The sequence below is a fragment of the Miniimonas arenae genome (assembly GCF_006351005.1).
GTDB lineage: Bacteria > Actinomycetota > Actinomycetes > Actinomycetales > Beutenbergiaceae > Miniimonas > Miniimonas arenae.
Genome location: NZ_VENP01000052.1, coordinates 1 through 22,168 on the forward strand (window position 1 = coordinate 1; position 22,168 = coordinate 22,168).

Genomic DNA, 22,168 nt, shown 5'->3' on the forward strand with positions numbered 1-22,168 from the left:
CCACGTCCACCCCACACGCGGCCACGACCCCCGCGGCGCGTCCCACGTGGACACGGCCACCGCCACGTCCACCCCACACGCGGCCCCGACCCCCGCGGCGCGTCCCACGTGGACACGGTCACCGCCACGTCCACCCCACACGCGGCAAGACCGCTGCCACCGGCCGCGGCGTACCTCAGGGGGCCGCCGGCGTCGGTGCAGGTCAGCCAGGGCCCGTGGCGCGGTGAGCCACCCTGCGGTGGAGCACCCCAGGTGACCACCCCCGGGGCGGCGCGCCGAGCCAGCGGTGTCGCGCGTGGGAGCAGGTGGCTCTGGCGCCGCCCGTACAAACGACGGCGGGCGGCCACCCGAAGGTGACCGCCCGCCGTCGTGCGTCGTGCGTCGTACGTGAGGCGAGAGGAGCCGCCCGAGGAACCGACGAACCGGCCCCTCAGTCAGCGCCCTCAGGCGACGAGGCTCAGAAGCCCATGCCGCCCATGTCGTCGCCGCCACCGGCCGGGACGGCCGGAGCCTTCTCCGGCTTGTCGGCCACGACGGCCTCGGTGGTGAGGAACAGGCCCGCGATCGACGCGGCGTTCTGCAGCGCGGAACGCGTGACCTTGACCGGGTCGTTCACGCCGGCGGCGAGGAGGTCCTCGTACACCCCGGTCGCGGCGTTGAGGCCGTGGCCGGAGGGCAGGTTGCGGACCTTCTCCGCCACGACGCCGCCCTCGAGGCCGGCGTTGACGGCGATCTGCTTGAGCGGAGCGTCGATGGCCACGGACACGATGTTCGCGCCGGTCGCCTCGTCACCCTCGAGGGACAGGCCCTCGAACGCGACCTTGCCCGCCTGGATGAGGGCGACGCCACCACCGGCGACGATGCCCTCCTCGACGGCCGCCTTCGCGTTGCGCACGGCGTCCTCGATGCGGTGCTTGCGCTCCTTGAGCTCGACCTCGGTGGCCGCGCCCGCCTTGATGATCGCCACGCCGCCGGCCAGCTTCGCGAGGCGCTCCTGGAGCTTCTCGCGGTCGTAGTCGGAGTCGGAGTTCTCGATCTCGGCGCGGATCTGCTGCACGCGACCCTCGATGAGCTCGGCGTCGCCGGCGCCCTCGACGATCGTGGTCTCGTCCTTGGTGACGACGACCTTGCGCGCCTGGCCCAGGTGGGACAGGTCGGCGTTCTCGAGCGTGAGGCCGACGGTCTCGGAGATGACCTGACCACCGGTGAGGATGGCCATGTCCTGCAGCATCGCCTTGCGGCGGTCGCCGAACCCGGGCGCCTTGACGGCGACGGACCGGAAGATGTTGCGGATCTTGTTGAGCACGAGCGTCGCCAGGGCCTCGGACTCGACGTCCTCGGCGATGATGACGAGCGGCTTGCCCGACTGGATGACCTTCTCCAGCAGCGGGAGCAGGTCCTTGACGGTGGAGATCTTCGACTCCACGAGCAGCACGTAGGCGTCCTCGAGGACGGCCTCCTGGCGCTCCTGGTCGGTCACGAAGTACGCCGACAGGTAACCCTTGTCGAAGCGCATGCCCTCCGTGAGCTCGAGCTCGAGGCCGAGGGCGTTGGACTCCTCGACCGTGATGACGCCCTCCTTGCCGACCTTGTCGATCGCCTCGGCGATGAGCTCGCCGATCGCGGGGTCGTTGGCGGAGATGGCGGCGGTGGCGGCGATCTCCTCCTTGGTCTCGATCTCCTTGGCCTGCGTGCGCAGGGCCTCGGTGACGGCCTCGACGGCCTTGTCGATGCCCCGCTTGAGGGCGATCGGGTTGGCGCCGGCGGCGACGTTGCGCAGACCCTCGCGCACGAGCGCCTGGGCGAGCACGGTGGCGGTGGTGGTGCCGTCGCCCGCGACGTCGTCGGTCTTCTTGGCGACCTCCTTGACGAGCTCGGCACCGATCTTCTCGAACGGCTCGTCGAGCTCGATCTCCTTGGCGATCGAGACGCCGTCGTTCGTGATGGTGGGGGCGCCCCACTTCTTCTCGAGGACGACGTTGCGGCCCTTCGGGCCGAGGGTGACCTTGACGGCGTCGGCGAGGCGGTTGAGGCCCCGCTCCATGCCGCGACGGGCCTCCTCGTCAAAGGCAATGATCTTGGCCATGTGGCTGTAGATCCTCCGTGTGAGGGGTGGTGGCCGGGCGATGCCCGCGACGGACGACGTCACCCCGGGCGGTCATGTCCCGCCCGGCGCGGCGCCTCATCGGTACCGGCCTTGTTGTCACTCTCACGGCGAGAGTGCTAACGCCATTATTGGCACTCTCCCCTCCCGAGTGCAAGCAGGGCCCGACGACGAGCGCACGCTCCCGAGGCGGGTGCGGCGGGAAGCGGCGCGAGTCGGCACACGGCTCCCGACGGCGAGCGCACGCTCCCGAGGCCGGGTGCGGCGGGAAGCGGCGCGAGTCGGCACGCGGGGGCCCGACGGCGGGACTACCGTGGCCCGATGGCCGGCGGGTCGGGGCGTGGGGGCCCCGGGGGACGTGACGCGCGCCAGCGGCGCGGCGTCGCGGTGTGCGCCGTGCTCGCGGCCCTCGCGTCGATCGCGCCGACCTCGGGGGTCGCCACGCTCGCGACCACCCCGCTGCGTCAGGACGGGCTCGCGGTCTCCGCCGACGGCGTCGTGCACGCCGTCCCCGCCGGAACCGGCGCGACCTATTCCCCCGGCTCCCGCGTCCTCGCCGAGGCGGCCGCGACCGATCCCGCCGCGGCGGCCCTCGCCGCACAGCAGCGCGCGTGGCTCGAGGCCGGGACCACGTGCTCCCCCGACGGCGAGAGCCCCGGCGCCTTCGCCGACCTCGTCGAGGGCGCACTGCTCGACCTGCACGTCCTGCTCGCGCCCACGTCCCCGGACGGCACACCCGCCGCACCCGGCGCGCTCGTCGCCGGCTGGTCGAGCCCGTGGCGCTACGTCTGGCCGCGCGACGCCGCGTTCGCCGCCCTCGCGCTCGCCGAGACCGGCCACACCGACGACGCCCTCGCCGTCCTGTCCTTCCTCGCCGGCGTCCAGCGCTCCGACGGCGCCTTCGCCGCGCGCTACCTGCCCACGGGCGACGGCGTGCCGGACGCCCGCGAGGACCAGCTCGACGGCGTCGGCTGGGTCCTCTGGGCCGCCGACGGCGTGCTCGCCCGGGTGCGCGAGCACTCCCCCGCAGCGCTCGCCTCGGCGCGGGTCGCCGTCGAGCCCCTGGCCTCCGCCGCGACGGCGCACCTGCTCGCCGTCACCGACCCGGGCGACGGCGACGTCCTCCCGCCGGCGTCGTCGGACTACTGGGAGCTGCCCGAGCAGCGCCTCACGCTCGGCACCGCGGGCGCCGTGCTCACCGGGCTCGAGGCGGCGGCGCGCCTGGGCGACGTCGTCGGCGCCGAGGTGGCCGACGCGGCGGCGGCGCGCGCCGGGGAGGTGAGCGACGCCGTCGAGCGCGCGTTCGGACCCGGCTTCCGCCGGTACGGCACCTCCGGGCCGGCGCTCGACGCGCTCGACGCCTCGGTGGCGTTCCTGCTGCCGCCGTTCAACGCGTCGGTCGACGGGGTCGAGGACGCGTGGCGGGCGAGTCTCACCGCGCTGGCCCGCCCCGCGGGTGGCCTCGCGCCCGGCGCGGCATGGCGCCAGGACGGCGTCTCGTGGACGCCCCAGACGAGCCTGTTCGCCCTGACGGCCGCGAGCGCCGGCGACGTCGACCTCGCGACCGACCTCCTGACCTGGCTGGAGCAGCACCGGACCGCCTCCGGCGCGCTGCCCGAGAAGGTGCTCGCCGACGGTAGTCCGGCCGAGGTCGCACCCCTGGCCTGGACCGCGGCCACCGTGGTTCTCGCGGCCTGCGCGCTGCCGGCGCGCTAGGTTGGCGCGGTGTCCCGGACCGCCCGCGAGAGTGCCGACCGGGCCCGCGGACGGGCCACGGTCGGGCCCGAGCGCGCCGGCGGCCAGCCCGACGGCGAGTCGGCCGGCGAGCAGGCCGTCGAGCAGGCAGGGCCGTCGACGGCGCCCGCCGAGCCCGTCGACCGGCTCCCCCGCCGAGGACTGATCTGGCGGCTCGTCGCCACCGCCGCGGTGCTCGGGGTCCTCGCGACGGCGCAGGTGGTCGACACCGACGACTTCTGGCCGCTCGGCTCCCTCTCGCAGTACGGCGCGCCGAAGGACGTCAACGGCACGATCCGGTCGGTCTACGTCGAGGCCCTGTTCGAGGGCGAGACGCAGCCGCGCACGCTCGGGCTGTCGGCCGGGTCGACGGGCATCCAGCGCGGGGAGATCGAGGGACAGCTCGGCCGCTTCATCGACGACCCGTCGCTGCTCCAGCAGATCGCCGACTCCTACGCCGAGCTGCGGCCGGACCGCCCGCAGCCCGAGGTCCTCTACCTGCGCCGCTCGGTCACGCAGCTGGAGAACGGGCGCGCCGTGGGCGAGCCGACGATCGAGACGCTCGCCGAGTGGCAGGTGCAGCCGTGACGGGCGGCACGACGGCGAGCCACCAGTCGGCGGCGAGCCGACCCCCGGCCGAGGCGAGCGAGCCGCGGGGGCGAGCCTCCGCCGTCGTGCGCTGGTTCGTCGCGCCCGTGCCCCGGGCGCGGCTCGCCGTGTTCCGGATCCTCCTCTACGCGTTCCTGCCGCTGGAGATCCTCTGGATCCGCGCGAGCGTGGTGGCGCACTCCTACGTGCCCGAGCTGTACCGCCCGACGTGGCTGGCCCGCGCGCTGCACCTGCCGCCGCTCACGCCCGAGGTCGCGATCGCTCTGAGGTGGGGCATCCTCGCGCTGGTCGTGCTGGCGATCGCCGCGGTGCTCGCGGGCCGCTGGCAGCGCACGACGGGCTGGCTCCTCGCGGGCGCGTTCTGGGTCTGGATGCTCAACTCGATGGGCTTCGGCTACGTCAGCCACGACCACCTCGCGATCATGGTCGCGATCACCGTGCTCCCGACGGCGGGCCGCGCCACCCTCGGCGACACGCGCCCGAGCGAGGCGGCCGGGTGGGCGTTGCGCAGCGTGCAGCTCGCCGTCGTCGCTACGTACGTGGGGTCGGCGGTGCTCAAGATCCTGCGCGCCGGCTCGCTGTGGGGCTGGCCCACCTCGGCGGTGTTCGTCTGGGCGATCACCCGACGCGGGTCGGCGCTCATCCGGTGGACGCTGGACTACCCGTGGCTGCTCGTGATCGGGCAGTGGGGGCTGTTCCTGCTCGAGCTCGCCTCACCGGTGGTGCTGTGGCTGCGCGGGAGGTGGCTGTACCTCATGATCGGCGTCTTCCTGTTCTTCCACCTCATGACGTACCTGTCGCTCGGCATCCACTTCCTGCCGACCGTGGTGTGCTGGGCCGCGTTCCTGCCGCTCGAACGGCTGCCGTTCGTGCGCCGGTTCGCGCGTCGCTGACGCCTGACGGGTGCTACGGCTCAGGCGAGGTAGCGGGACCACCAGTCCAGGATCGCCTCGAACCGCTGCCGACGGTGCGTCGGCCGCCCCGACCGGGACAGCTCGTGCCCCTCGCCCGGGAACAGCAGCAGCTCCGCCTCCACGCCGCGCCGCTTCAGCCCCACGAACCAGCGCTGCCCCTGCTCCACCGGGCACCGCCAGTCCTGCTCGGAGTGAATGACCAGCGTCGGCGTCACGACGTCGCCGATCCGGGCCATCGGGCTCTGCGCCGCGACGCGGTCGGCGTCCTCGCCGAGGTAACGCAGGCCGAAGAACCAGCCGATGTCGCTCGAGCCCTCGAAGCTCACCGGGTCCAGGAACCCGCGCTCGACGATCGCGGCCCGGAACCGCTCACGCGCGTCAGGCCGGGTCGTGAGCCACGCCGTCATGTACCCGCCGTACGAGCCCCCGAGGACGCCGACGCGCGTGGCGTCGAGCTCGGCGTGCCTTGCGAAGGCGGCGTCGAGGAGCGCGAGCACGTCGTCGGCGTCGACCGTGCCGAAGCCCTCGACGATCGCGCGTCCGTGCGCCGCGCCGTACCCGGCGCTCCCACGCGGGTTGCCGTACACGACGGCGTAGCCCGCCCCCGTGTAGACCTGCACCTCGTCGAAGAACGTGTCCTCGTACGCGGCGTACGGGCCGCCGTGGATGAGCAGCAGCGTCGGGTACGGGCCTTCGCCGTGCACCGCGGGGTCGGGCGTGGTGAGCCAGCCGTGCACGGGCTCGCCGTCGGCGGACGTCGCCGGCACCACCACGGGCACCCGCACCGGGGCGATCTCCCGCAGCGGCGCGGCGAGGTCGGTGAGGCGGGTCTCGCCGTCGGGCGCGGACGCGTCGAGCGTGGCCGGCTCGAGCAGCAGCAGCTCGCCCGGGGAGTCCACGAGCGTCGCGCTCGCGACGAGCCGCCCGTCCGCGAGCGCCGTCGCGCCGGTGATCGAGCCCGGGTGCACGACGTCGAGCACCGCCTCTCCCCCGCCCGCCCCCTCGGCCGTGGTCGGCCGGGCGAGCACGAGCTCGGTGCGGCCCCGGCGCACGCGGCGCAGCAGCACGGGTGCGTCCGCGCCGCCGGGCAGCACCTGGAAGGTGCCGTCGCCCGTGCCACCCGCGAGGTCGTCGAGCAGCGGATCGGTGAGCACGCGGACGTCGGTGAGCGTGCCGCCGTCGAGGCGACCGCGCGCGAGCGCCGAGTTCGTGCCGACGAAGCCGAGCGCGTCCGGGCCGAGGTCGGAGACGAGCAGGTGCAGGACGTCGGGTGCGTCGGGTCCGAAGGCCACGGCGTCGGCGACGAGCGTGCCGGGCAGCTCGACGACGACGGGGCGGACGGGGACGAGCACCCCGTCGCGCGCGGCCTCCTTGTCGTCGGATGCGTCGCCGGGCTGGCCGTCCGGCCTGCCGTCCGGTTGCCCACGCTCCGGCAGCGCGAGCCGCACGAGGTCGGCGCCGAGCCGGTCGGCCCGCGCGCGCAGCGCCAGCAGGGCCGCGCCGTCCGGCGTCCAGACGGGGTCGATCACGGCGAGCTCGCCGTCGGTCAGCCGGAGCGGCCGGACCGGTTCGGGCGCGCCCTCGACCGGCCGCGCGGCGCGGGGCACGTCGAGCACGTGGATGTGCGTGGGGCGGCCGATCGTGAACCCGACGCCGTCGCTGCGGTAGGTGAACCGGGTGATCCGGCGCGCGGGCTCGGCCTCGGGACCCACGCCGTCGCGTGTGGAGAAGCGGCCCTCCTCCGGCACCCGCGCCACGTAGGCGAGGCGGGTGGAGTCCGGCGACCAGACGGGCCGGCCCTCCACGCCGAGGCGGTGCGCGGTGAGCACGCGCGGCTCCCCGCCCCGGGTGTCCAGCACGGCGAGCTGGGCGCGCCCGTCCACGCGGCGCAGGAACGCGAGCAGGCGGCCGTCGGGGGACAGCACGGGCTGACTGTCGGACTCCCCGGCCGTCAGCGGCCACGCGGGTGCGCCGGACAGCGGGAAGCGCCACAGGCGGCTGCGGTACGCGTCCTCGTCGAGGTCGGGCCGCGCGACGGCGGCGACGGCGTACCCCCCCGTGGGATCGACGGTGGGACGGCCGGGAACGCGCAGGAGCGCGAGGTGCTCGGGCTTCACCGCTCGACCCTACGTCCTGCGGCTGCCGTCCCGATGCAGGTCAGGGGGCGAGCGACGGGGCCGAGCGCTGGCCGAAGCGGTGCCGCAGCGCACGGCGCGCGGCGAACCAGCCGGACATCCCGTGCACGCCGGGCCCGGGGGGCGTCGACGCCGAGCACAGGTACACGCCCGGCACGCCCGTGGCGTACGGGTCCCACGCGGCGCGCGGGCGCGCGATCATCCCGGTCAGGGTCACCGCGCCCGCGGCGATGTCGCCGCCGACGTAGTTGGCGTTGTGCGCGGCCATCCGGTCCGCGGGCACGCACCGCGAGGTCACGACGACGTCGCGGAAGCCGGGCGCGAAGCGCTCGATCTGGGCGGTCACCGCCTCCGTGACGTCCTCGGGCGAGCCGTGCGGGACGTGCGCGTAGGTCCACAGCGGGATCGCGCCGTTCACGCGTCGCGAGGGGTCCACGACGGTCGGGTCGCTCACGAGGACCATGGGCCGCTCGGCGTGCCAGCCGTCGGCGACCGCCTGCTCGGCGTAGACCATGTCCTGCTGCGAGCCGCCGACGTGCACCGTGCCGGCGTGCTCGACGCCCTCCGCGGCCCAGGGCACCGGCTCCCGGAGCACGAAGTCGACCTTCGCGGCCGCGTCGCCGTACTCGTACGCCGCGTAGGCGTCCCAGACCTTCGCGGGCAGCCGCTCGTCCCAGATCCGCAGCAGGGCGGTCGGGGTCGTGTCGAAGAGGTAGGTGCGCGCGCGGGGCAGCTCCCGCCAGGTGGTGATGCCGCGGCCGGTGACGATCTCCCCGCCGTGCGCGAGCAGGTCCGCCACGAGCGCGTCGGTGATCGCCTGGCTGCCGCCGACGGGGATCGGCCAGCCGCCGGCGTGCGCGAGGCTCGCGAGCAGGAGGGCCGTGCCGGCGGCGGCGAGGCCGGGGACCGGTCCGATCGCGTGCGCCGCGACGCCCGTGATCAGGGCAGGTGCGACGTCGCCGGTGAACCGACGGCCCCACGCGTTCGTGCCCTGCTCGAGCATGGCCGCGCCGAACGCGAGGGCCGCACGCACCCCGGAGGGGTCGAGCAGCTCGCGCGGCACCGAGCGCTTGTCGCCCATCGCGAGACCGACCACAGCCTCGGGCCGCTCGACGAGCGGGCCCAGCAGCGCGCGCCACGCCGCGCCGTCGGCGCCGAGCCCGGCCGCCGTGCGGTCCAGGTCGTGCCAGGCCAGGCCAGCCCGCCCGCCGTCGAGCGGCTGGGCGTAGGAGACCTCCGGGACGCGCAGGTCCACGCCGCGCGCGGCGAGGTCGAACTCGGCAAGGAACGGGCTGGCGAGCGCCATGGGGTGCACCGCGGAGCAGATGTCGTGGCGCAGACCGGGCGCGAGCTCGGGAGCGAGCTCGAGATCGAGGGTCCGGGACCCGCCGCCGAGGGTGTCCTGCTCCTCGTAGAGGCGCACGCCGACCCCGGCCCGTGCGAGCGTCACCGCGGCGGCGAGCCCGTTCGGTCCCGAGCCGACGACGACGGCGTCGACCTCCTCGCGGGCCATCAGACCGGCCCCACCGGCTTCGCGGGATCACGACGCTTGCTGCTGCCACCGCCCGCGAGGCTCGGCATGATCTCGTGGAGCCGATCGACCCACTCGGGCCGGTCGTCGCCGAAGCACTGCTCGATGACCTTCGACATCGCGAACGCCGCGGTCGAGGCACCCGGCGAGGCGCCGAGCAGGCCCGCGATGCTGCCGTCGCCGGCCGCGATAACTTCGGTGCCGAACTCCAGCGAGCCCTTCCTCGTCGGGTGCGGCTTGATGATCTGCACGCGCTGACCGGCGTTGATGAGGGTCCACTCGGCCTTGCCCGCGTCGGGGTAGAACTTCTGCATCGTCCGCAGGCGCTGCGCCGGCGTCGCGACGAGCTCCTTGACCAGGTACGTCACGAGGTCGAGGTTGTCCTTCGCGACGGCGAGCATCGGCAGCAGGTTGCCGGGGCGGATCGTGCGCAGCGCGTCGAACAGCGAGCCGTGCACGAGGAACTTCATGCTGAAGCCGGCGAACGGCCCGAACATGAGGGCGGTGCGCCCCCCGACCACGCGGGTGTCCAGGTGCGGCACCGACATCGGCGGCGCACCGACCTCGGCGCGGCCGTAGACCTTGGCGTGGTGCTGCGCGACGAGGTCGGGGTCGAACGTGCGCAGGAACTGCCCCGCGATCGGGAAGCCGCCGTAGCCGCGGATCTCGGGGATGCGGGAGGACTGCAGCAGCCGCAGCGCGCCGCCGCCGGCGCCGACGAAGACGAACCGGGCGCGCGCCGTCGCCGGCTCGCCGATGGTCTGCCAGGACCGGTCCCGGATCCGCAGGCGCCACCCGTCGCCGTCGCGCCGGACCCCGCGAACCTCGGCGCCGAGGTGGACGACGACGCCGCGGCGCTTCGCGGCGGCGAACATGTCGCGCGTGAGGGCGCCGAAGTCGACGTCGGTACCCTCGACCACGCGGGTCGCGGCGATCGGCTCGTCGGCCGGACGCCCGGCGCCGAGCAGCGGTGCCCAGGACCGGATCTCCTCGAGGCTCTCGGAGTACTCCATCGCCGCGAAGTTCGGGTGCGCGCGCATCGCCTCGTACCGCCGGCGCAGGAAGTCCACGCCGTCCGCGCCCGTGACGAGCGTGAGGTGGGGCACGTCGTGCAGGAACGCCGACTCCTCCCCGAGCGCGCCCTTGGCCTCGAGGTAGGACCACAGCTCGCGCGAGGCGCGGAACTGCTCGTTCACGGCCACGGCCTTCGCGATGTCGATGCTGCCGTCGGGGCGCTCGGGCGTGTAGTTCAGCTCGCACAGCGCCGCGTGCCCGGTCCCGGCGTTGCGCCACGGGTTGGAGCTCTCCTGCGCGGCCTCGGGCAGGCGCTCGTAGACGTGGACGGTGGCGCCGGGGTCGAGCTCGGTGAGCAGGAGCGCGAGGGTGGCGCTCATGATGCCGCCGCCGATGAGGGCGTAGTCGACCGTGGCGTCGTTGCGCGGTGTGGGCATGGGCCCACCGTAGAACGTCGGCGGACGGAACGCGGAACCGGGGTCGTGCACATCACGCCGATGCGTCCGTGCGCGGAAGGTGCCCGGTTCTTCGCTCGGGGCCGACGGGGTGGTACGGAGGCCGACGGCGGCGTGCTGACGGGGGCGGGGCGCCGTCAGCCCGTGAAGTCGGAGCGCAGCACCACGGTGATCGACTCGACGCTCGCGAGCTCGGTGACGGGGCCGATGCCGAGCGTCTGCGCGATGGCCTGCGCCTCGTCGGCGAGATCGGCGTCGCGGTAGAACACGGTCGACACGGTCGGCTCGGCCGACTGGTAGTTGCCCGAGCTCACCGAGGTCCAGCCCGCCGCCACGAGCTGCTCCTGGACCGATCCGGCGAGACCCTGGACGCGTGCGCCGTTGAGGACGCTGACCGCGACGGCCTGGTCGAGCGGGGGCGCCTGCGACTCCTCCTGCGTGGGCTCCGAGCTCGGCTCGGTGCTCGCGTCGGCACTCGGTTCGGCGCTCGCCGCGCCGTCGGTCGCCGCTGCGCCGTCGGTGGCGTCTTCGGTCGCAGTGACCACGGGGGTGGGCTCGGTGGCGGGCGAGCCGCCGTCCGACGTCGCGAGCTTGACCACGGCGATCGCGAGCAGCGGGGCCAGGATCACGACGGCGATCAGTGGCCCCCACACGCGCCACCACGGGCGAGGCGCGCGGTGCACGGCCTGCGGGGAGCGCTCACGGCCGAGGACGTCGAACTCGTCCTCGGGGTAGGGGTAGTCGTCCTGGGCCACGTGGGGAGACTATCGGCCCGCGGCCGGGAGATCGGTGAGGCGTCGCGCCTGGCGAGCCTGCTGCCGCTGCGCGCGCAGGCGCCGCAGCCGCTTGACGAGCATCGGGTCGGCCGCGAGCGCCGCCGGGGAGTCGATGAGCACGTTGAGGGTCTGGTAGTACCGCGTCGCGGTCATCCCGAACAGCTCGGCGATCGCCGACTCCTTGGCACCGCCGTGCCGCCACCAGCCGCGCTCGAACTCCAGGACTGCACGCTCGGTGTCGGTGAGGCCGTTCTCGAGGCCGGCGTCGCTGCGCGAGCCGTCGGGCTCGACGCCCGGGGCGGCGTGCTCGGGCACTGCGCTCATCGGTCCTCCTCACGTCGGTCCGGCTTTCGTCGCCGGGAGCCGGTCCCACCGCGCGTCGCGCCCGGAACCCTCGTCCCGGTCATGGTAGTGGGCGAACGACACCGGTGTCATTCGACCCCCACGGGTGCGGGACGCACCGTCGGACGACCGGTGCGACGCGCTCGGCGAGCCGACGCGCCCGCCGACGCGACGCCGACGCGACGCCGTCGGGCACGGCTGCGGGCACGACGGCGGAACGACCGCGGGCGGAACATCCGGCAGGATCGCGGACGTGCCGACATCACCGCGCCCCCTCGCCGAGCTCGTCGCCCCGGACTGGGCGAGCGCGCTCGCCGACGTCGAGCCCCAGGTGCACGCGATGGGCGAGTTCCTGCGGTCCGAGCTCGCGGCGGGGCGCTCGTTCCTCCCGGGCGGCGCGCACGTGCTGCGGGCGTTCGAGCGGCCGCTCGCCGACGTGCGGGTGCTGGTCGTCGGGCAGGACCCGTACCCGACGCCGGGTCACGCCGTCGGGCTCTCGTTCTCGGTCGCGCCCGACGTGCGGCCGGTGCCGCGCTCGCTGGCCAACATCTACCGCGAGCTGGTCGACGACGTCGGCGTCCCGATGCCCACCACCGGCGACCTCACGCCGTGGGCCGACGCCGGGGTCCTGCTGCTCAACCGAGTGCTGACCGTGCGCCCGGGCGCTGCCGGGTCGCACCGGGGGAAGGGCTGGGAGGAGGTGACCAGCGCGGCGATCGCGGCTCTGGTGGCGCGGGGCGGTCCGCTCGTCGCGATCCTGTGGGGCCGGGACGCCCAGACGTTGCGCGGGGCGCTCGGGTCGGTGCCGGTCGTCGCGAGCCCGCACCCCTCGCCGCTGTCGGCGCACGCGGGGTTCTTCGGGTCGCGACCCTTCAGCCGCACGAACGCGCTGCTGGTGGAGCAGGGAGCGGAGCCCGTGGACTGGCGCCTGCCCTGATCCCACCCGCGCGCATCCCACCCGCGCGCATCCCACCCGCGCGCAGGGGGCGCGGGGCGGGCGGCGTGGGGCACCATGGGGCCATGAGCACCACGTCCCGGTGGACCTCCTACCTCGCGCTCGGCGACTCCTTCTCGGAGGGCCTGTGGGACGTCGTCGACGACGACGGCGCCGCGAACCCGGACCTGTCGCGGTGGGCGAGCGACCACCCGCACGATCCGGACGTCACGCACCTGCGCGTGCGCGGCTGGGCCGACATGCTCGCCGCCCACCTCGCCGCGCGGTCACCCGCGGGCGAGGTGCGCTACGCGAACCTGGCGATCCGCGGACGGCTGCTGCCCGCCGTCGTGGCCGAGCAGGTGCCACGTGCGCTCGAGCTGCGGCCCGACCTCGTCTCGCTGGTGGCGGGCGGGAACGACATCCTGCGCCCCGCCGTCGACCTGGACCGGATCGCGGGCCTGCTCGAGGATGCCGTGCGCGAGCTGCGCGCGGCCGGGTGCGACGTGCTGCTGGCGACCGGGATGGACACGAAGGACTCCCCGCTCGTGTCCGCGACGCGGTCGCGGGTCGGGGTGTTCAACGCCCACCTGTGGACGATCGCGCAGCGGCACGGCGCGCACGTCGTCGACGTGTGGGGTCTGCGGGCGCTGCGGGACTGGCGGATGTGGGCCACCGACCGGATCCACCTCACCGCCGAGGGCCACGCGAGGGTCGCGCAGGCCGCGCTCGTCGGCCTCGGCCTGACGCCGGACGACCCGGGCTGGGACGACCCGCTCGAGCCGCTGGCCGCGCTGCCCGCGCTGCGCCAGCTCGGCGTCGACGCGGCGTGGGTGCGTGACCACGCCTACCCGTGGGCCACCCGCCGCCTGCACGGCCGGTCCTCGGGCGACCTGCGGGTCGCGAAGCTGCCGGAGTGGAGCACCGTGCGAGCCGTCGACGTGGCGAGCGACGCGCTCGAGTGACGCTCGCCGTCGGGCACTGCGCACCGCACCGACGACGGTGACGGAGCCCCCTGTCGGATTCGAACCGACGACCTGCTGTTTACAAGACAGCTGCTCTGGCCAGCTGAGCTAAGGAGGCGTGCCGCCGCGGCGGCGCGGCCATCATGCCACGCCGCCGCAGGCGGACCTCAGCCTCCGACGCCCTGCTCGGCGAGGTAGGAGGACAGCGTGCCGGGCTCGTAGAAGTTGACCGTCTGCGGCAGGGTCTTGCCGTCCAGCTTGACGGTCGGGGTGCCGCTGACGCCCTCACGCTTGGCCTGCTGCGTGGCGACGGCGACCCACTCGTTGTACGTGCCGTCGGTGAAGGTGTCGGCCACCTCCTGCGGCACGCCGGCGTCGACGGCGATCTGGGCGATCTCGTCGTCCGTGAGGCCCTCGGTGTTCTCCTCGGGCTGCTGTGCGAACAGGCCCTCGACGAACGGGACGAACGCGTCCGGGGCCTCGGAGGCGACGGTGGCCGCCGCGTTGGCCGTGCGGGTGGAGTACTGCGTGCCCATCGAGAGGCTGTCGAGGTTGGCGAGCAGGTGGTAGGTCACCGTGAGGTCGCCGGAGCTGCGCAGCGTGTCGAGGTCGGACCCGTTGGCGTCCTCGAACATGCCGCAGTAGGGGCACATGAAGTCGAGGTACACCTGCAGGTCGGAGGCGCCCTCGTTCACGGTGCCGGCGGCCGTGGCGCCGACCGAGATGCCGCCGCTGCTGTCGGAGTTCGCGGGCGTCGCGCCGTCGAACTCGTCGAGCAGGGTCTTCTGGGACTCGGCGTAGATCCAGATGCCGGCAGCGACGACGAGGACGACGACGCCGGCGAGGACACCGAGCAGGATGTTCCGGCTCCGGCGCTCGCGGGCGGCCTGCTCCTGGCGCAGCTTCTCGGCCTGGGCGCGAGCGGCGTCGCGGCGCTGCTCGCGGGTGGGCTTGGTGTTCTTGGGGGTGGTCATGAGGTCTCCATCGGGGAGGTCGTGCGGAAGGTGGGTCGCGGGTGCCCGACGGCGCGGCGGCGTCAGGCGGCGAGCGCGGGCGGACCCCGCCAGGCCACGACGGCGCCGCTCACCAGCGTGCGGCGCACCACCCTCGGGCGCGGGGTGCGCAGCGACCGGGCGACCCGGACGGGACCGCCGACCCGCGGCACCCGGCGACCGGGGAGCACGGCGTCGAGCACGCGCCGCACGAGCGCACCGGCTCGTCGGGCCAGCAGCCCGACCGTGCCGGCACCCGTCAGCCCCCAGGACCAGGCCACAATCGTCGTGAGGGCGAGGGAGCAGACCACCGCGACCGCGCCGTCGTCGAGCCCCACCCCGGTGGGGCAGGCGTCGACCGGACGGAGGAAGGCGAGGTGCGCCTCGAGCATCGCGTGACCCGTGGGCACGCAGGCCCGCAGCTCGACGAGGCCGGAGGCGGCCAGGGCGCGCAGCGACCCGGCGAGCACGACGGCGAGCGCCACCGTGGTCGTCACTCGCATCCGCACCGGTCCATGGTACGGGCGCGAGGGCTTGCGTCGGTCGCCGGCGCTCGCTGGCGCTTGCGTCGGTCGCGTCAGTCGATCGCGGAGTCGAGCCCGGCGTCGATCCCGATGACGACCTTGAGGCCGCGGCGCGCGACGCCGCTCGCGAAGGCCTCGGCCGCCTCGCTCAGCGGGAGGCGCTCGGTGACGAGCGAGTGCACGTCCACGGCGCCGGAGGCCACCAGCGCGATGGCGCGCGGGTACATCTCCTTCATCCGGCGCACCATGACGAAGGTGAGGCCCTTGCGGCGGGCGACACCGGCGCCGAAGGAGGAGCGGTCGTCGTCCGGGATGCCGGCGAGCACGACCCGCGCCCCGGGGCGGGCGAGGGTGACCGCGGAGGCGATCGCGTCGTCGTTCCCGGCGACCTCGAAGACGGTGTGCGCACCCAGCGGGTCCGAGAGCGCCGCTGCGGCGGCGTCGAGCTCGCCCGGCGCGAACGCCGCGTCCGCGCCGTAGCGCAGCGCGGCCTCGCGGCGGTGGTCGAGCGGCTCGATCGCGACGACGCGGCCGCCGCCGCCGAAGGCCTTGGCGAGCTGGACGAGCAGCAGTCCGATGGGCCCGCACCCGACGACGACGATGTCGTGCGCGAGCCGCGCGTGGGCGAGGTCCCAGGCGTGCAGCGCGACGCCGAGTGGCTCGAGCACCGAGCCGTCGGCGCCGGTCATCCCCTCGGCGAGGGGGTGCAGGAGGTGGGTCGGCCACACCTTGTACTCCACGAGGCCGCCCTCGGTGCTGGAGTGGCCGGAGAAGCGAACCTGCGGGCAGAGGTTACGGTGCCCCTCGGCGCACAGCGCGCAGTGCTCGCACGGGATCGCCGGGTCGAGGGCCACCCGGCGACCGGCGAACGGCCCGTCGACGGCGATGCCGGCGAGCTCGTGACCGGGCACGAGCGGCTCGGTGAGCACGGCGTCGCCGATGCCGCCCTCCGCGAACCAGTGCAGGTCGCTGCCGCACAAACCCATGTCGGTCATCCGGACGAGCGTCTCCCCCTCCCCCGGCGTGGGCAGCGGCACCTCGTCGATGCGCAGGTCGCCGGCCGCGTGCAGCCGGCCGCGATGCATCCGTGCAGGAAGGGGGGACGGGATGGCGGTGGGCTGGCTCGACACGGCGAGTTCTCTCCTCGACACGGGGGCGGTTTCTCCCACCCTAGCTCATTAGTTTAGCCATCAAATCAATACCGGACTCGCGCCTCAGCTCACCGGGCCGGACGAGGAGAACGAGTCCGGGTCCTGCCACCGCGTCGGCTTCACCCCGAGCCGGGCGTTCACGGCGTACGTGATCCCCCACAGCACGAGCCCGACGACGAGCAACGTCCCCGCGACCCGGTACTGCAGCGGGTCGCGACCGGCCAGCGGGGTGACGAGGTAGAGACAGCTGAGGGCCCCCAGCACCGGGATCACGGTCGGCGTCCGGAAGGCCTCCGGCGGCGCCGGGTCCCGGCGCAGCACGAGCACCGCGACGTTCACAACGGCGAACACCGCGAGGAGCAGCAGCGCCGTCGTGCCACCCAGGACGGCGATGACGTTCGAGTCCGGCGTCAGCGACACGGCCGTGATGACGCCGAACGCCATCACGGTGGTGAAGACGATCGCGACCCACGGTGTCCGCCGCCCCTCGTGCACCCTGCCGAGCACGGGCGGCAGCACGCGCTGGCGCGCCATGCCGTAGATGAGGCGGCTCGCCATCAGCATGTTGATGAGCGCGGAGTTCGCGACGGCGAACATCGAGATGAACGGCAGGATCCGGTCGATCGGCAGGCCGGGGGCGCCGACCTTCACCACCTCCACGAGCGGCGTCTCGCTCGCGGCGAGGTCACCCACCGGGAGCAGCGCCACCGCAACGACGGCGACAAGCACGTAGATCACCCCGGTGATCCCCATGCCCGTCAGCATGATCTGGGGGAAGATCCGCGCGGGCTCCTTCGTCTCCTCCGCCATGTTGACCGAGTCCTCGAAGCCGACCATCGCGAAGAACGCGAGCGACGTCGCGGTCGTGACCGCGAGGAAGACGCTCTTGTCCTGCGGCGTGTCGAACGCGACCACGCGCGAGAAGTCGGCCATCCCGAACGCCGTGAGGCCCACGAGGATGACGAGCAGCAGGCCCGAGAGCTCGATGAGGGTGAACACGACGTTGGCCTTGACGCTCTCCCCGACCCCGCGGAAGTTCACCAGCGCCAGGAGCGCCATGAACACGAGCGCGACGGCGAGGATCGCCGTCGCGGAGGCGTCCCACCCCACGCCGGTGGCGAAGTTCGCCGCGAAGGCGCGCGACGCCGTCGAGGCCGACGTGATGCCCGAGCTCATGACGATGAAGGCGACGAGGAAGGTCACGAGGTGGATGCCGAACGCCTTGTGCGTGTACAGCGCCGCGCCGGCGGCCTGCGGGTACTTCGTGACGAGCTCGAGGTAGCTGAACGCCGTGAGCGTCGCGACGGCGAACGCGATGAGGAAGGGCAGCCACGCCGCTCCCCCGACCTCCCCCGCGACCTGGCCCGTCAGGGCGTAGACGCCGGTACCGAGGATGTCCCCCACGATGAACAGCAGCAGCAGCTTCGGGCCGATGGCCCGCTTCAGCTCCGGCTCCGCAGCGGTGTGGGTCGTCACCAGTCACAGCCTGCGCCTGCGGCGCCCTGCTTGTCGAGAGTGCTGCGGGGCGAGCTCGTACGCGGACGCCTCGCGCTCATCCCCCGCGCTCATCCCCCGCGCTCCTCCCTCGCGCGCATCCCCCGGGCTCCGCCCTCGCGCGCGGGAACGGCCCGCAGCGACGAGAACGGCCCGCAGCGGACCGTTCTCGTCGCCACCGGCCGTCCTCGGCGAGACGCGGGTCAGCGGGGTGACGGAAACCCTCTCGCGAAAGGACCGAAACCCTCTCGCGAAAGGACCGAATCCCTCTCGCGAAAGGACCGGAACCCTCTCGCGAAAGGACGGAAATCACCTCGCGAAGGTCAGAAGCCCTGGGCGAGGCGGTAGTACGCGGCGTTCCAGCGCAGCTCGTTCTTCAGCCCGCGGATCGTCGTGTCCTCGTCGATCACCACGAGCTCGGTCCGCAGGATCTCGGCGAAGTCCTCCCACGCCTCGATCCCGACGGCGGTGCTCATCACCGTGTGGTGCGCGGCGCCCGAGAGCAGCCACGCCTTCGCGGACGTGGCGAAGCTCGGCCGCGGCACCCACACCGCGGAGGCGACCGGGAGGTTGGGCAGCTCGTGGTCGGGCCCGACGACGTCGACGACGTTCGCGACGAGCCGGAACCGCTCGCGCAGGTCGGCGAGCGACACCACGACGGCCTCGCCCGGGTCGGTGTCGAACTTCAGCCGGACCGGGTCGTCCTTGCCGCCGATGCCGAGCGGGTGCACCTCCAGGCGCGGCCGGCCGACGGTGAGCGACGGGCACACCTCGAGCATGTGCGCGCCGAGGATCTTCTCGCGGCCCTCGGCGAGCTCGTAGGTGTAGTCCTCCATGAGCGACGCGCCGCCGGGCAGGCCGTGGCCCATCACCTTCGCGACGCGCACGAGGATCGCGGTCTTCCAGTCGCCCTCGGCGCCGAACCCGTACCCCTCGGCCATCAGCCGCTGCACCGCGAGCCCGGGCAGCTGCTTGAGGTCGCCGAGGTCCTCGAAGCTCGTCGTGAACGCGGAGAACCCGCCCTCCACGAGGAAGGCGCGCATCCCGGCCTCGATCGCGGCGCCGTCGCGCAGGTTCTGGTGCTTCTCGCCGCCGGGCAGGAGCTCGGGGGCGACGTCGTACTCGGCGAGGTAGGTCTCGATGAGGGCGTCGACCTCGGTGTCGGACACGGCCGCGACCTTCGCGGCGAGCTCGTTGACGCCCCACGTGTTGACCTGCACGCCGAACACGCGCTCGGCCTCGGTCTTGTCGCCCTCGGTGACGGCCACGAACCGCATGTTGTCGCCGAACCGGGCGAGCTTGAGGCCGCGGGCGTGCGCCCAGCCGGTCGCCGCGCGGGCCCACGTGCCGATCTCGGCCCGCACGTCGGCGCGCGAGGCGTGCCCCACGACCGTCTTACGCGCGATCCCGAGCCGTGAGGCGATGTACGCGAACTCGCGGTCGCCGTGCGCGGCCTGGTTGGTGTTCATGAAGTCCATGTCGATCTCCGCCCAGGGGAGCTCGACGTTGGCCTGCGTGTGCAGGTGCAGGAACGGCTTGCGCAGCGCGTCCAGGCCGGTGATCCACATCTTCGCGGGGCTGAACGTGTGCATCCACGCGATGACGCCGACGACGGCGGGGTTCGCGTTGGCCTCGTCCGCCACCCGGCGGATGGCCTCGGTGTCGGTGAGCAGCTCCTTGAACACGACGCGGACCGGGATCTCCGGCGAGCCGTCCAGCAGCGCGACGATGTCGCGCGAGTTCGCCGTGACCTCCTCGAGCGTCTCGGGGCCGTAGAGGTGCTGGCTCCCGGTGAGGAACCAGATCTCGCGCCCGGCGAACGGGTCGGCGGTGGTGGGGTTGGTGGGAGGCGTGCCGGGAGTAACGGTCATCGTCGGGTCCTTCGGGTCAGTGCAGCGGATCTGAGGGGAAGCCAAGGACGGGCAGTACGGGCGGTTCGACTGGCAGGGCGTGCCGCGTCAGCGCCCGTACACGTTCTGGTACCGGTCGTAGAGGGAGTCGATCTTGTCCTGCTCGATCGGGTGCGGGGTGCCGAGCTGGAGCGCGATGTGGATCGTCCGCGCGACCTCCTCGACCATCACGGCCGCCTTGACCGCCGCCTTGGCGTCGGCCCCGATCGTGAACGGCCCGTGGTTGGCCATGAGCACGGCGGGGCTGCGCGAGGAGCGCAGCGTCTCGACGATGCCGCGGCCGATCGAGTCGTCCCCGATCAGCGCGAACGGCCCGATCGGCACCTCGCCGCCGAACTCGTCGGCCATCATCGTGAGCACGCACGGGATCGGCTCGCGCCGCGCGGCCCACGCGGTCGCGTAGGTCGAGTGCGTGTGCACCACGCCCCCGACCTCGGGCATGTGGCGGTACACGTACGCGTGCGCCGCGGTGTCGCTCGACGGCGAGCGGTCGCCCTCGACCAGCGTCCCGTCGAGGTCGCACACCACCATCGACTCGGGCGTGAGCGTGTCGTAGGTGACGCCGGACGGCTTGATGACCAGCAGGTCCTCGGGTCCGGGCCCGCCGTCGGGATCGGCGACCACGCGCTGGGAGACGTTGCCGGCGGTCCACACCACCAGCCCCCACCTCGGCAGCTCGGCGTGCAGCGCGGCGACCTGTACGCGGGCCTGCGCGACGGCGTCGCGCAGGTGCTCGGGGACGGTCCGGGACTCGGTCATCGGGTTCGCTCCTTCTCTCGCGGGTTCTCGCGGTTGGCTCGCGGGACGGTCTCAGACGCTCTCGCCGGCGGCGCGCTCGACGGCGAGGCCCGCCTCGTAGCGCTCGAGGAACCTCGCGTAGCCGGCCACGTCGGCCGGGTCCGGCTCGACCACGACCGAGGCCGCGTCGGCGAAGACGCGCTCGGTGAGCCAGGTGCCGAGATCGGGCGCGGCCTCGCCGTCGGACGCCTGCGCGGCCAGGAGGTACGCGGCGAGCACCGCGATCCCCCAGGCGCCGCCCTCGCCGGCGGTCGTGCCGACGGCGACGGGCGCCCCGACGGCGGCAGCGAGCAGCCGCTGCGCGACGCCCGCAGTGCGGAACAGCCCGCCGTGCGCGAGCAGCGCGTCGACCTCGACGCCCTCGCGCTCGAGGATCCGCATGCCGAGGCTGAGCGTGCCGAACGCGCCGAAGACCTGGGTGCGGGCGAAGTTGGCCAGAGTCAGCCGGCTGTCCGGCGTGCGCACCACGAGCGGCCGGCCCTGCGTCAGCCCCGTGATCGGCTCGCCCGCGAGGTAGTTGTAGGCGAGCAGGCCGCCACCGTCGGGCTCGCCGTCGAGCGCGGCGCGCAGCAGCACGCCGAACACCTCGTCGGCGTCCGCCGGGTGGCCGAGCGCTCCGGCGAAGGCGTGGAAGACGCTCGCCCACTCGCCGAGCTCGCTCGCGCCATTGTTGCAGTGCACCATCGCCACGAGGTCGCCCGCGGGCGTCGTGACGAGGTCGATCTCGTGGTGCACGGCCGCGAGCGGGCGCTCCAGCACGACCATCGCGAAGATGCTCGTGCCCACGCTCACGTTGCCCGTGCGCGGCGCGACGGCGTTCGTCGCCACCATCCCCGTTCCCGCGTCACCCTCGGGCGGGCACAGCGGGATGCCGGCCGTGAGCACGCCGCTCGGGTCCAGCAGCGCGGCGCCCTCGGCGGTCAGCGCGCCCGCGGGCCGGCCGGCCGGCACGGCGGCGGGGAACAGGTCGACGACGGCGGGCAGCGCCGTCGCGTCCGTCTCGCCACCGCGGCGGCGGGCCAGGAGGCCCTCGAAGGTGGCCAGCGCGGCCGCGTCGTAGTCGCCCGTCGCGGGGTCGATCGGGAAGATGCCGGACGCGTCGCCCACACCGACGACCTTCTCCCCCGTCAGGCGCCCGTGCACATAGCCGGCCAGCGTCGTGACGTGGGCGACGTGGTCGAGGTGGGGCTCGCCGTCGAGCACGGCCTGGTAGAGGTGCGCCACGGTCCAGCGCAGCGGGATGTTCGTGCCGAGCGCCTCGGTCAGCTCGGCCGCCGCGGGGCCCGTGGACGTGTTGCGCCACGTGCGGAACGGCACCAGCTGCTCGCCGGACGCGTCGAGGGCGACGTAGCCGTGCATCATCGCCGAGACCCCGATCGCCCCGACCGTCGTCAGGCGCACGCCGTGGGTGCGCTCGACGTCGGCGAGCAGCGCCGCGACGGCGTCCTGGAGCCCAGCCCACACCGCGTCGAGGGCGTACGTCCACACGCCGTCGACGTACTGGTTCTCCCACGCGTGGCTGCCCGTGGCGAGCACCGCGTGGTCGGCGCCGACGAGGCAGGCCTTGATTCGGGTCGAGCCGAGCTCGATGCCCAGCGTGGTGCGACCGGCGAGCAGGTCCGCGCGGGCCGCGCCGGTCTCGGGCGCGTCGCCCTGCGAGCTGTTCAGCATGGTCACCGGGACCCGCCCTTCTCCGAGCCGCACTGCCCGGTCCTGTGCCGTCGTGATCCTTGCGGCGGCCGCTGCGCTCGCGCGCGGCGGTCGCGTCCGTCGTGGTGATGTGAGC

The 22,168-nt window shown here is 74.1% G+C and carries 18 protein-coding genes and 1 tRNA gene; 5 read left to right on the plus strand and 14 right to left on the minus strand.

What is annotated here, in order from left to right; translation table 11 throughout:
• Positions 1–457: 457 nt before the first annotated feature.
• Positions 458–2,086 (minus strand): chaperonin GroEL, encoded by a 1,629-nt coding sequence (groL, locus tag FH969_RS11980; protein WP_108718154.1) that lies wholly within the window; start codon positions 2,084–2,086, stop codon positions 458–460.
• A 339-nt stretch (positions 2,087–2,425) separates the two neighbouring features.
• On the opposite strand from groL, the gene FH969_RS11985 reads away from it, so the two are divergent.
• Genes FH969_RS11985 through FH969_RS11995 form a run of 3 tightly spaced genes read left to right on the plus strand, consistent with a single transcriptional unit; the run spans position 2,426 to position 5,340 of the window.
• The gene (locus FH969_RS11985; RefSeq protein ID WP_139987391.1) at positions 2,426–3,820 is read left to right on the plus strand and encodes a glycoside hydrolase family 15 protein; all 1,395 of its coding nucleotides are present in this window, start codon (positions 2,426–2,428) and stop codon (positions 3,818–3,820) included.
• Between the two features lie 9 nt (positions 3,821–3,829).
• Positions 3,830–4,426: a hypothetical protein gene (locus FH969_RS11990; RefSeq protein WP_139987392.1), complete on the plus strand. Its 597-nt coding sequence runs from the start codon at positions 3,830–3,832 to the stop codon at positions 4,424–4,426.
• A complete protein-coding gene (locus FH969_RS11995) occupies positions 4,408–5,340 on the plus strand; it encodes a hypothetical protein (RefSeq protein WP_180359777.1) in 933 nt (310 codons plus the stop codon). The genes FH969_RS11990 and FH969_RS11995 overlap by 19 nt, the downstream gene beginning before the upstream one ends.
• Positions 5,341–5,360: 20 nt before the next feature.
• Here FH969_RS11995 and FH969_RS12000 read toward each other — a convergent pair whose 3' ends face one another.
• The 5 genes from FH969_RS12000 to FH969_RS12020 form a co-directional block, all read right to left on the minus strand.
• Positions 5,361–7,478 carry a S9 family peptidase gene (locus tag FH969_RS12000; protein ID WP_139987394.1) on the minus strand — a complete coding sequence of 706 codons (2,118 nt, stop codon included), beginning with the start codon at positions 7,476–7,478 and terminating at the stop codon, positions 5,361–5,363.
• 40 nt (positions 7,479–7,518) lie between these two features.
• The gene (locus FH969_RS12005; protein WP_139987395.1) at positions 7,519–9,009 is read right to left on the minus strand and encodes a phytoene desaturase family protein; all 1,491 of its coding nucleotides are present in this window, start codon (positions 9,007–9,009) and stop codon (positions 7,519–7,521) included.
• Positions 9,009–10,478 (minus strand): malate dehydrogenase (quinone), encoded by a 1,470-nt coding sequence (mqo, locus tag FH969_RS12010; protein WP_139987396.1) that lies wholly within the window; start codon positions 10,476–10,478, stop codon positions 9,009–9,011. The genes FH969_RS12005 and mqo overlap by 1 nt, the downstream gene beginning before the upstream one ends.
• Before the next feature lie 155 nt (positions 10,479–10,633).
• On the minus strand, positions 10,634–11,251 hold the full coding sequence (locus FH969_RS12015) for a LytR C-terminal domain-containing protein (protein WP_139987397.1): 618 nt from the start codon (positions 11,249–11,251) through the stop codon (positions 10,634–10,636).
• Positions 11,252–11,260: 9 nt separating this feature from the next.
• Positions 11,261–11,596 carry a DUF3263 domain-containing protein gene (locus FH969_RS12020; RefSeq protein WP_139987398.1) on the minus strand — a complete coding sequence of 112 codons (336 nt, stop codon included), beginning with the start codon at positions 11,594–11,596 and terminating at the stop codon, positions 11,261–11,263.
• A 271-nt stretch (positions 11,597–11,867) separates the two neighbouring features.
• On the opposite strand from FH969_RS12020, the gene FH969_RS12025 reads away from it, so the two are divergent.
• Entirely contained in the window at positions 11,868–12,551 is a 684-nt protein-coding gene (locus tag FH969_RS12025) for a uracil-DNA glycosylase (protein ID WP_139987399.1), read from the plus strand.
• 83 nt (positions 12,552–12,634) lie between these two features.
• Complete coding sequence (locus FH969_RS12030; RefSeq protein WP_108718162.1) at positions 12,635–13,513, plus strand: SGNH/GDSL hydrolase family protein; 879 nt, start codon at positions 12,635–12,637, stop codon at positions 13,511–13,513.
• 44 nt (positions 13,514–13,557) lie between these two features.
• On the opposite strand, the gene FH969_RS12035 is transcribed toward FH969_RS12030, so the two are convergent.
• The 8 genes from FH969_RS12035 to FH969_RS12070 form a co-directional block, all read right to left on the minus strand.
• A tRNA-Thr gene (locus FH969_RS12035) sits at positions 13,558–13,631 on the minus strand.
• Positions 13,632–13,680: 49 nt separating this feature from the next.
• Positions 13,681–14,487, minus strand: coding sequence for a DsbA family protein (locus FH969_RS12040; protein ID WP_108718163.1), 807 nt, complete (start codon positions 14,485–14,487; stop codon positions 13,681–13,683).
• A 62-nt stretch (positions 14,488–14,549) separates the two neighbouring features.
• Positions 14,550–15,014, minus strand: a complete 465-nt coding sequence (locus FH969_RS15300; RefSeq protein WP_180359778.1) for a hypothetical protein — start codon at positions 15,012–15,014, stop codon at positions 14,550–14,552.
• A 68-nt stretch (positions 15,015–15,082) separates the two neighbouring features.
• On the minus strand, positions 15,083–16,114 hold the full coding sequence (locus FH969_RS12050; RefSeq protein WP_139987401.1) for a zinc-dependent alcohol dehydrogenase: 1,032 nt from the start codon (positions 16,112–16,114) through the stop codon (positions 15,083–15,085).
• A gap of 129 nt (positions 16,115–16,243) precedes the next feature.
• Complete coding sequence (locus tag FH969_RS12055; protein WP_139987402.1) at positions 16,244–17,659, minus strand: APC family permease; 1,416 nt, start codon at positions 17,657–17,659, stop codon at positions 16,244–16,246.
• Between the two features lie 338 nt (positions 17,660–17,997).
• A complete protein-coding gene (araA, locus tag FH969_RS12060) occupies positions 17,998–19,545 on the minus strand; it encodes an L-arabinose isomerase (protein ID WP_108718167.1) in 1,548 nt (515 codons plus the stop codon).
• 87 nt (positions 19,546–19,632) lie between these two features.
• Positions 19,633–20,343, minus strand: coding sequence for an L-ribulose-5-phosphate 4-epimerase (locus tag FH969_RS12065; protein WP_108718168.1), 711 nt, complete (start codon positions 20,341–20,343; stop codon positions 19,633–19,635).
• A gap of 51 nt (positions 20,344–20,394) precedes the next feature.
• Positions 20,395–22,053, minus strand: a complete 1,659-nt coding sequence (locus tag FH969_RS12070) for a xylulokinase (RefSeq protein WP_139987403.1) — start codon at positions 22,051–22,053, stop codon at positions 20,395–20,397.
• Between the last annotated feature and the right edge of the window lie 115 nt (positions 22,054–22,168).

Excerpts from the sequence above, each read along its gene's own strand:
- FH969_RS12050 (WP_139987401.1), bottom strand. The coding sequence starts at position 16,114 with ATGCATCGCGGCCGGCTGCACGCGGCCGGCGACCTGCGCATCGACGAG.
- FH969_RS12065 (WP_108718168.1), bottom strand. The coding sequence starts at position 20,343 with ATGACCGAGTCCCGGACCGTCCCCGAGCACCTGCGCGACGCCGTCGCG.
- FH969_RS12020 (WP_139987398.1), bottom strand. The coding sequence starts at position 11,596 with ATGAGCGCAGTGCCCGAGCACGCCGCCCCGGGCGTCGAGCCCGACGGC.
- FH969_RS12005 (WP_139987395.1), bottom strand. The coding sequence starts at position 9,009 with ATGGCCCGCGAGGAGGTCGACGCCGTCGTCGTCGGCTCGGGACCGAAC.
- groL (WP_108718154.1), bottom strand. The coding sequence starts at position 2,086 with ATGGCCAAGATCATTGCCTTTGACGAGGAGGCCCGTCGCGGCATGGAG.
- araA (WP_108718167.1), bottom strand. The coding sequence starts at position 19,545 with ATGACCGTTACTCCCGGCACGCCTCCCACCAACCCCACCACCGCCGAC.
- FH969_RS12040 (WP_108718163.1), bottom strand. The coding sequence starts at position 14,487 with ATGACCACCCCCAAGAACACCAAGCCCACCCGCGAGCAGCGCCGCGAC.
- mqo (WP_139987396.1), bottom strand. The coding sequence starts at position 10,478 with ATGCCCACACCGCGCAACGACGCCACGGTCGACTACGCCCTCATCGGC.
- FH969_RS11985 (WP_139987391.1), top strand. The coding sequence starts at position 2,426 with ATGGCCGGCGGGTCGGGGCGTGGGGGCCCCGGGGGACGTGACGCGCGC.
- FH969_RS12070 (WP_139987403.1), bottom strand. The coding sequence starts at position 22,053 with ATGCTGAACAGCTCGCAGGGCGACGCGCCCGAGACCGGCGCGGCCCGC.
- FH969_RS12030 (WP_108718162.1), top strand. The coding sequence starts at position 12,635 with ATGAGCACCACGTCCCGGTGGACCTCCTACCTCGCGCTCGGCGACTCC.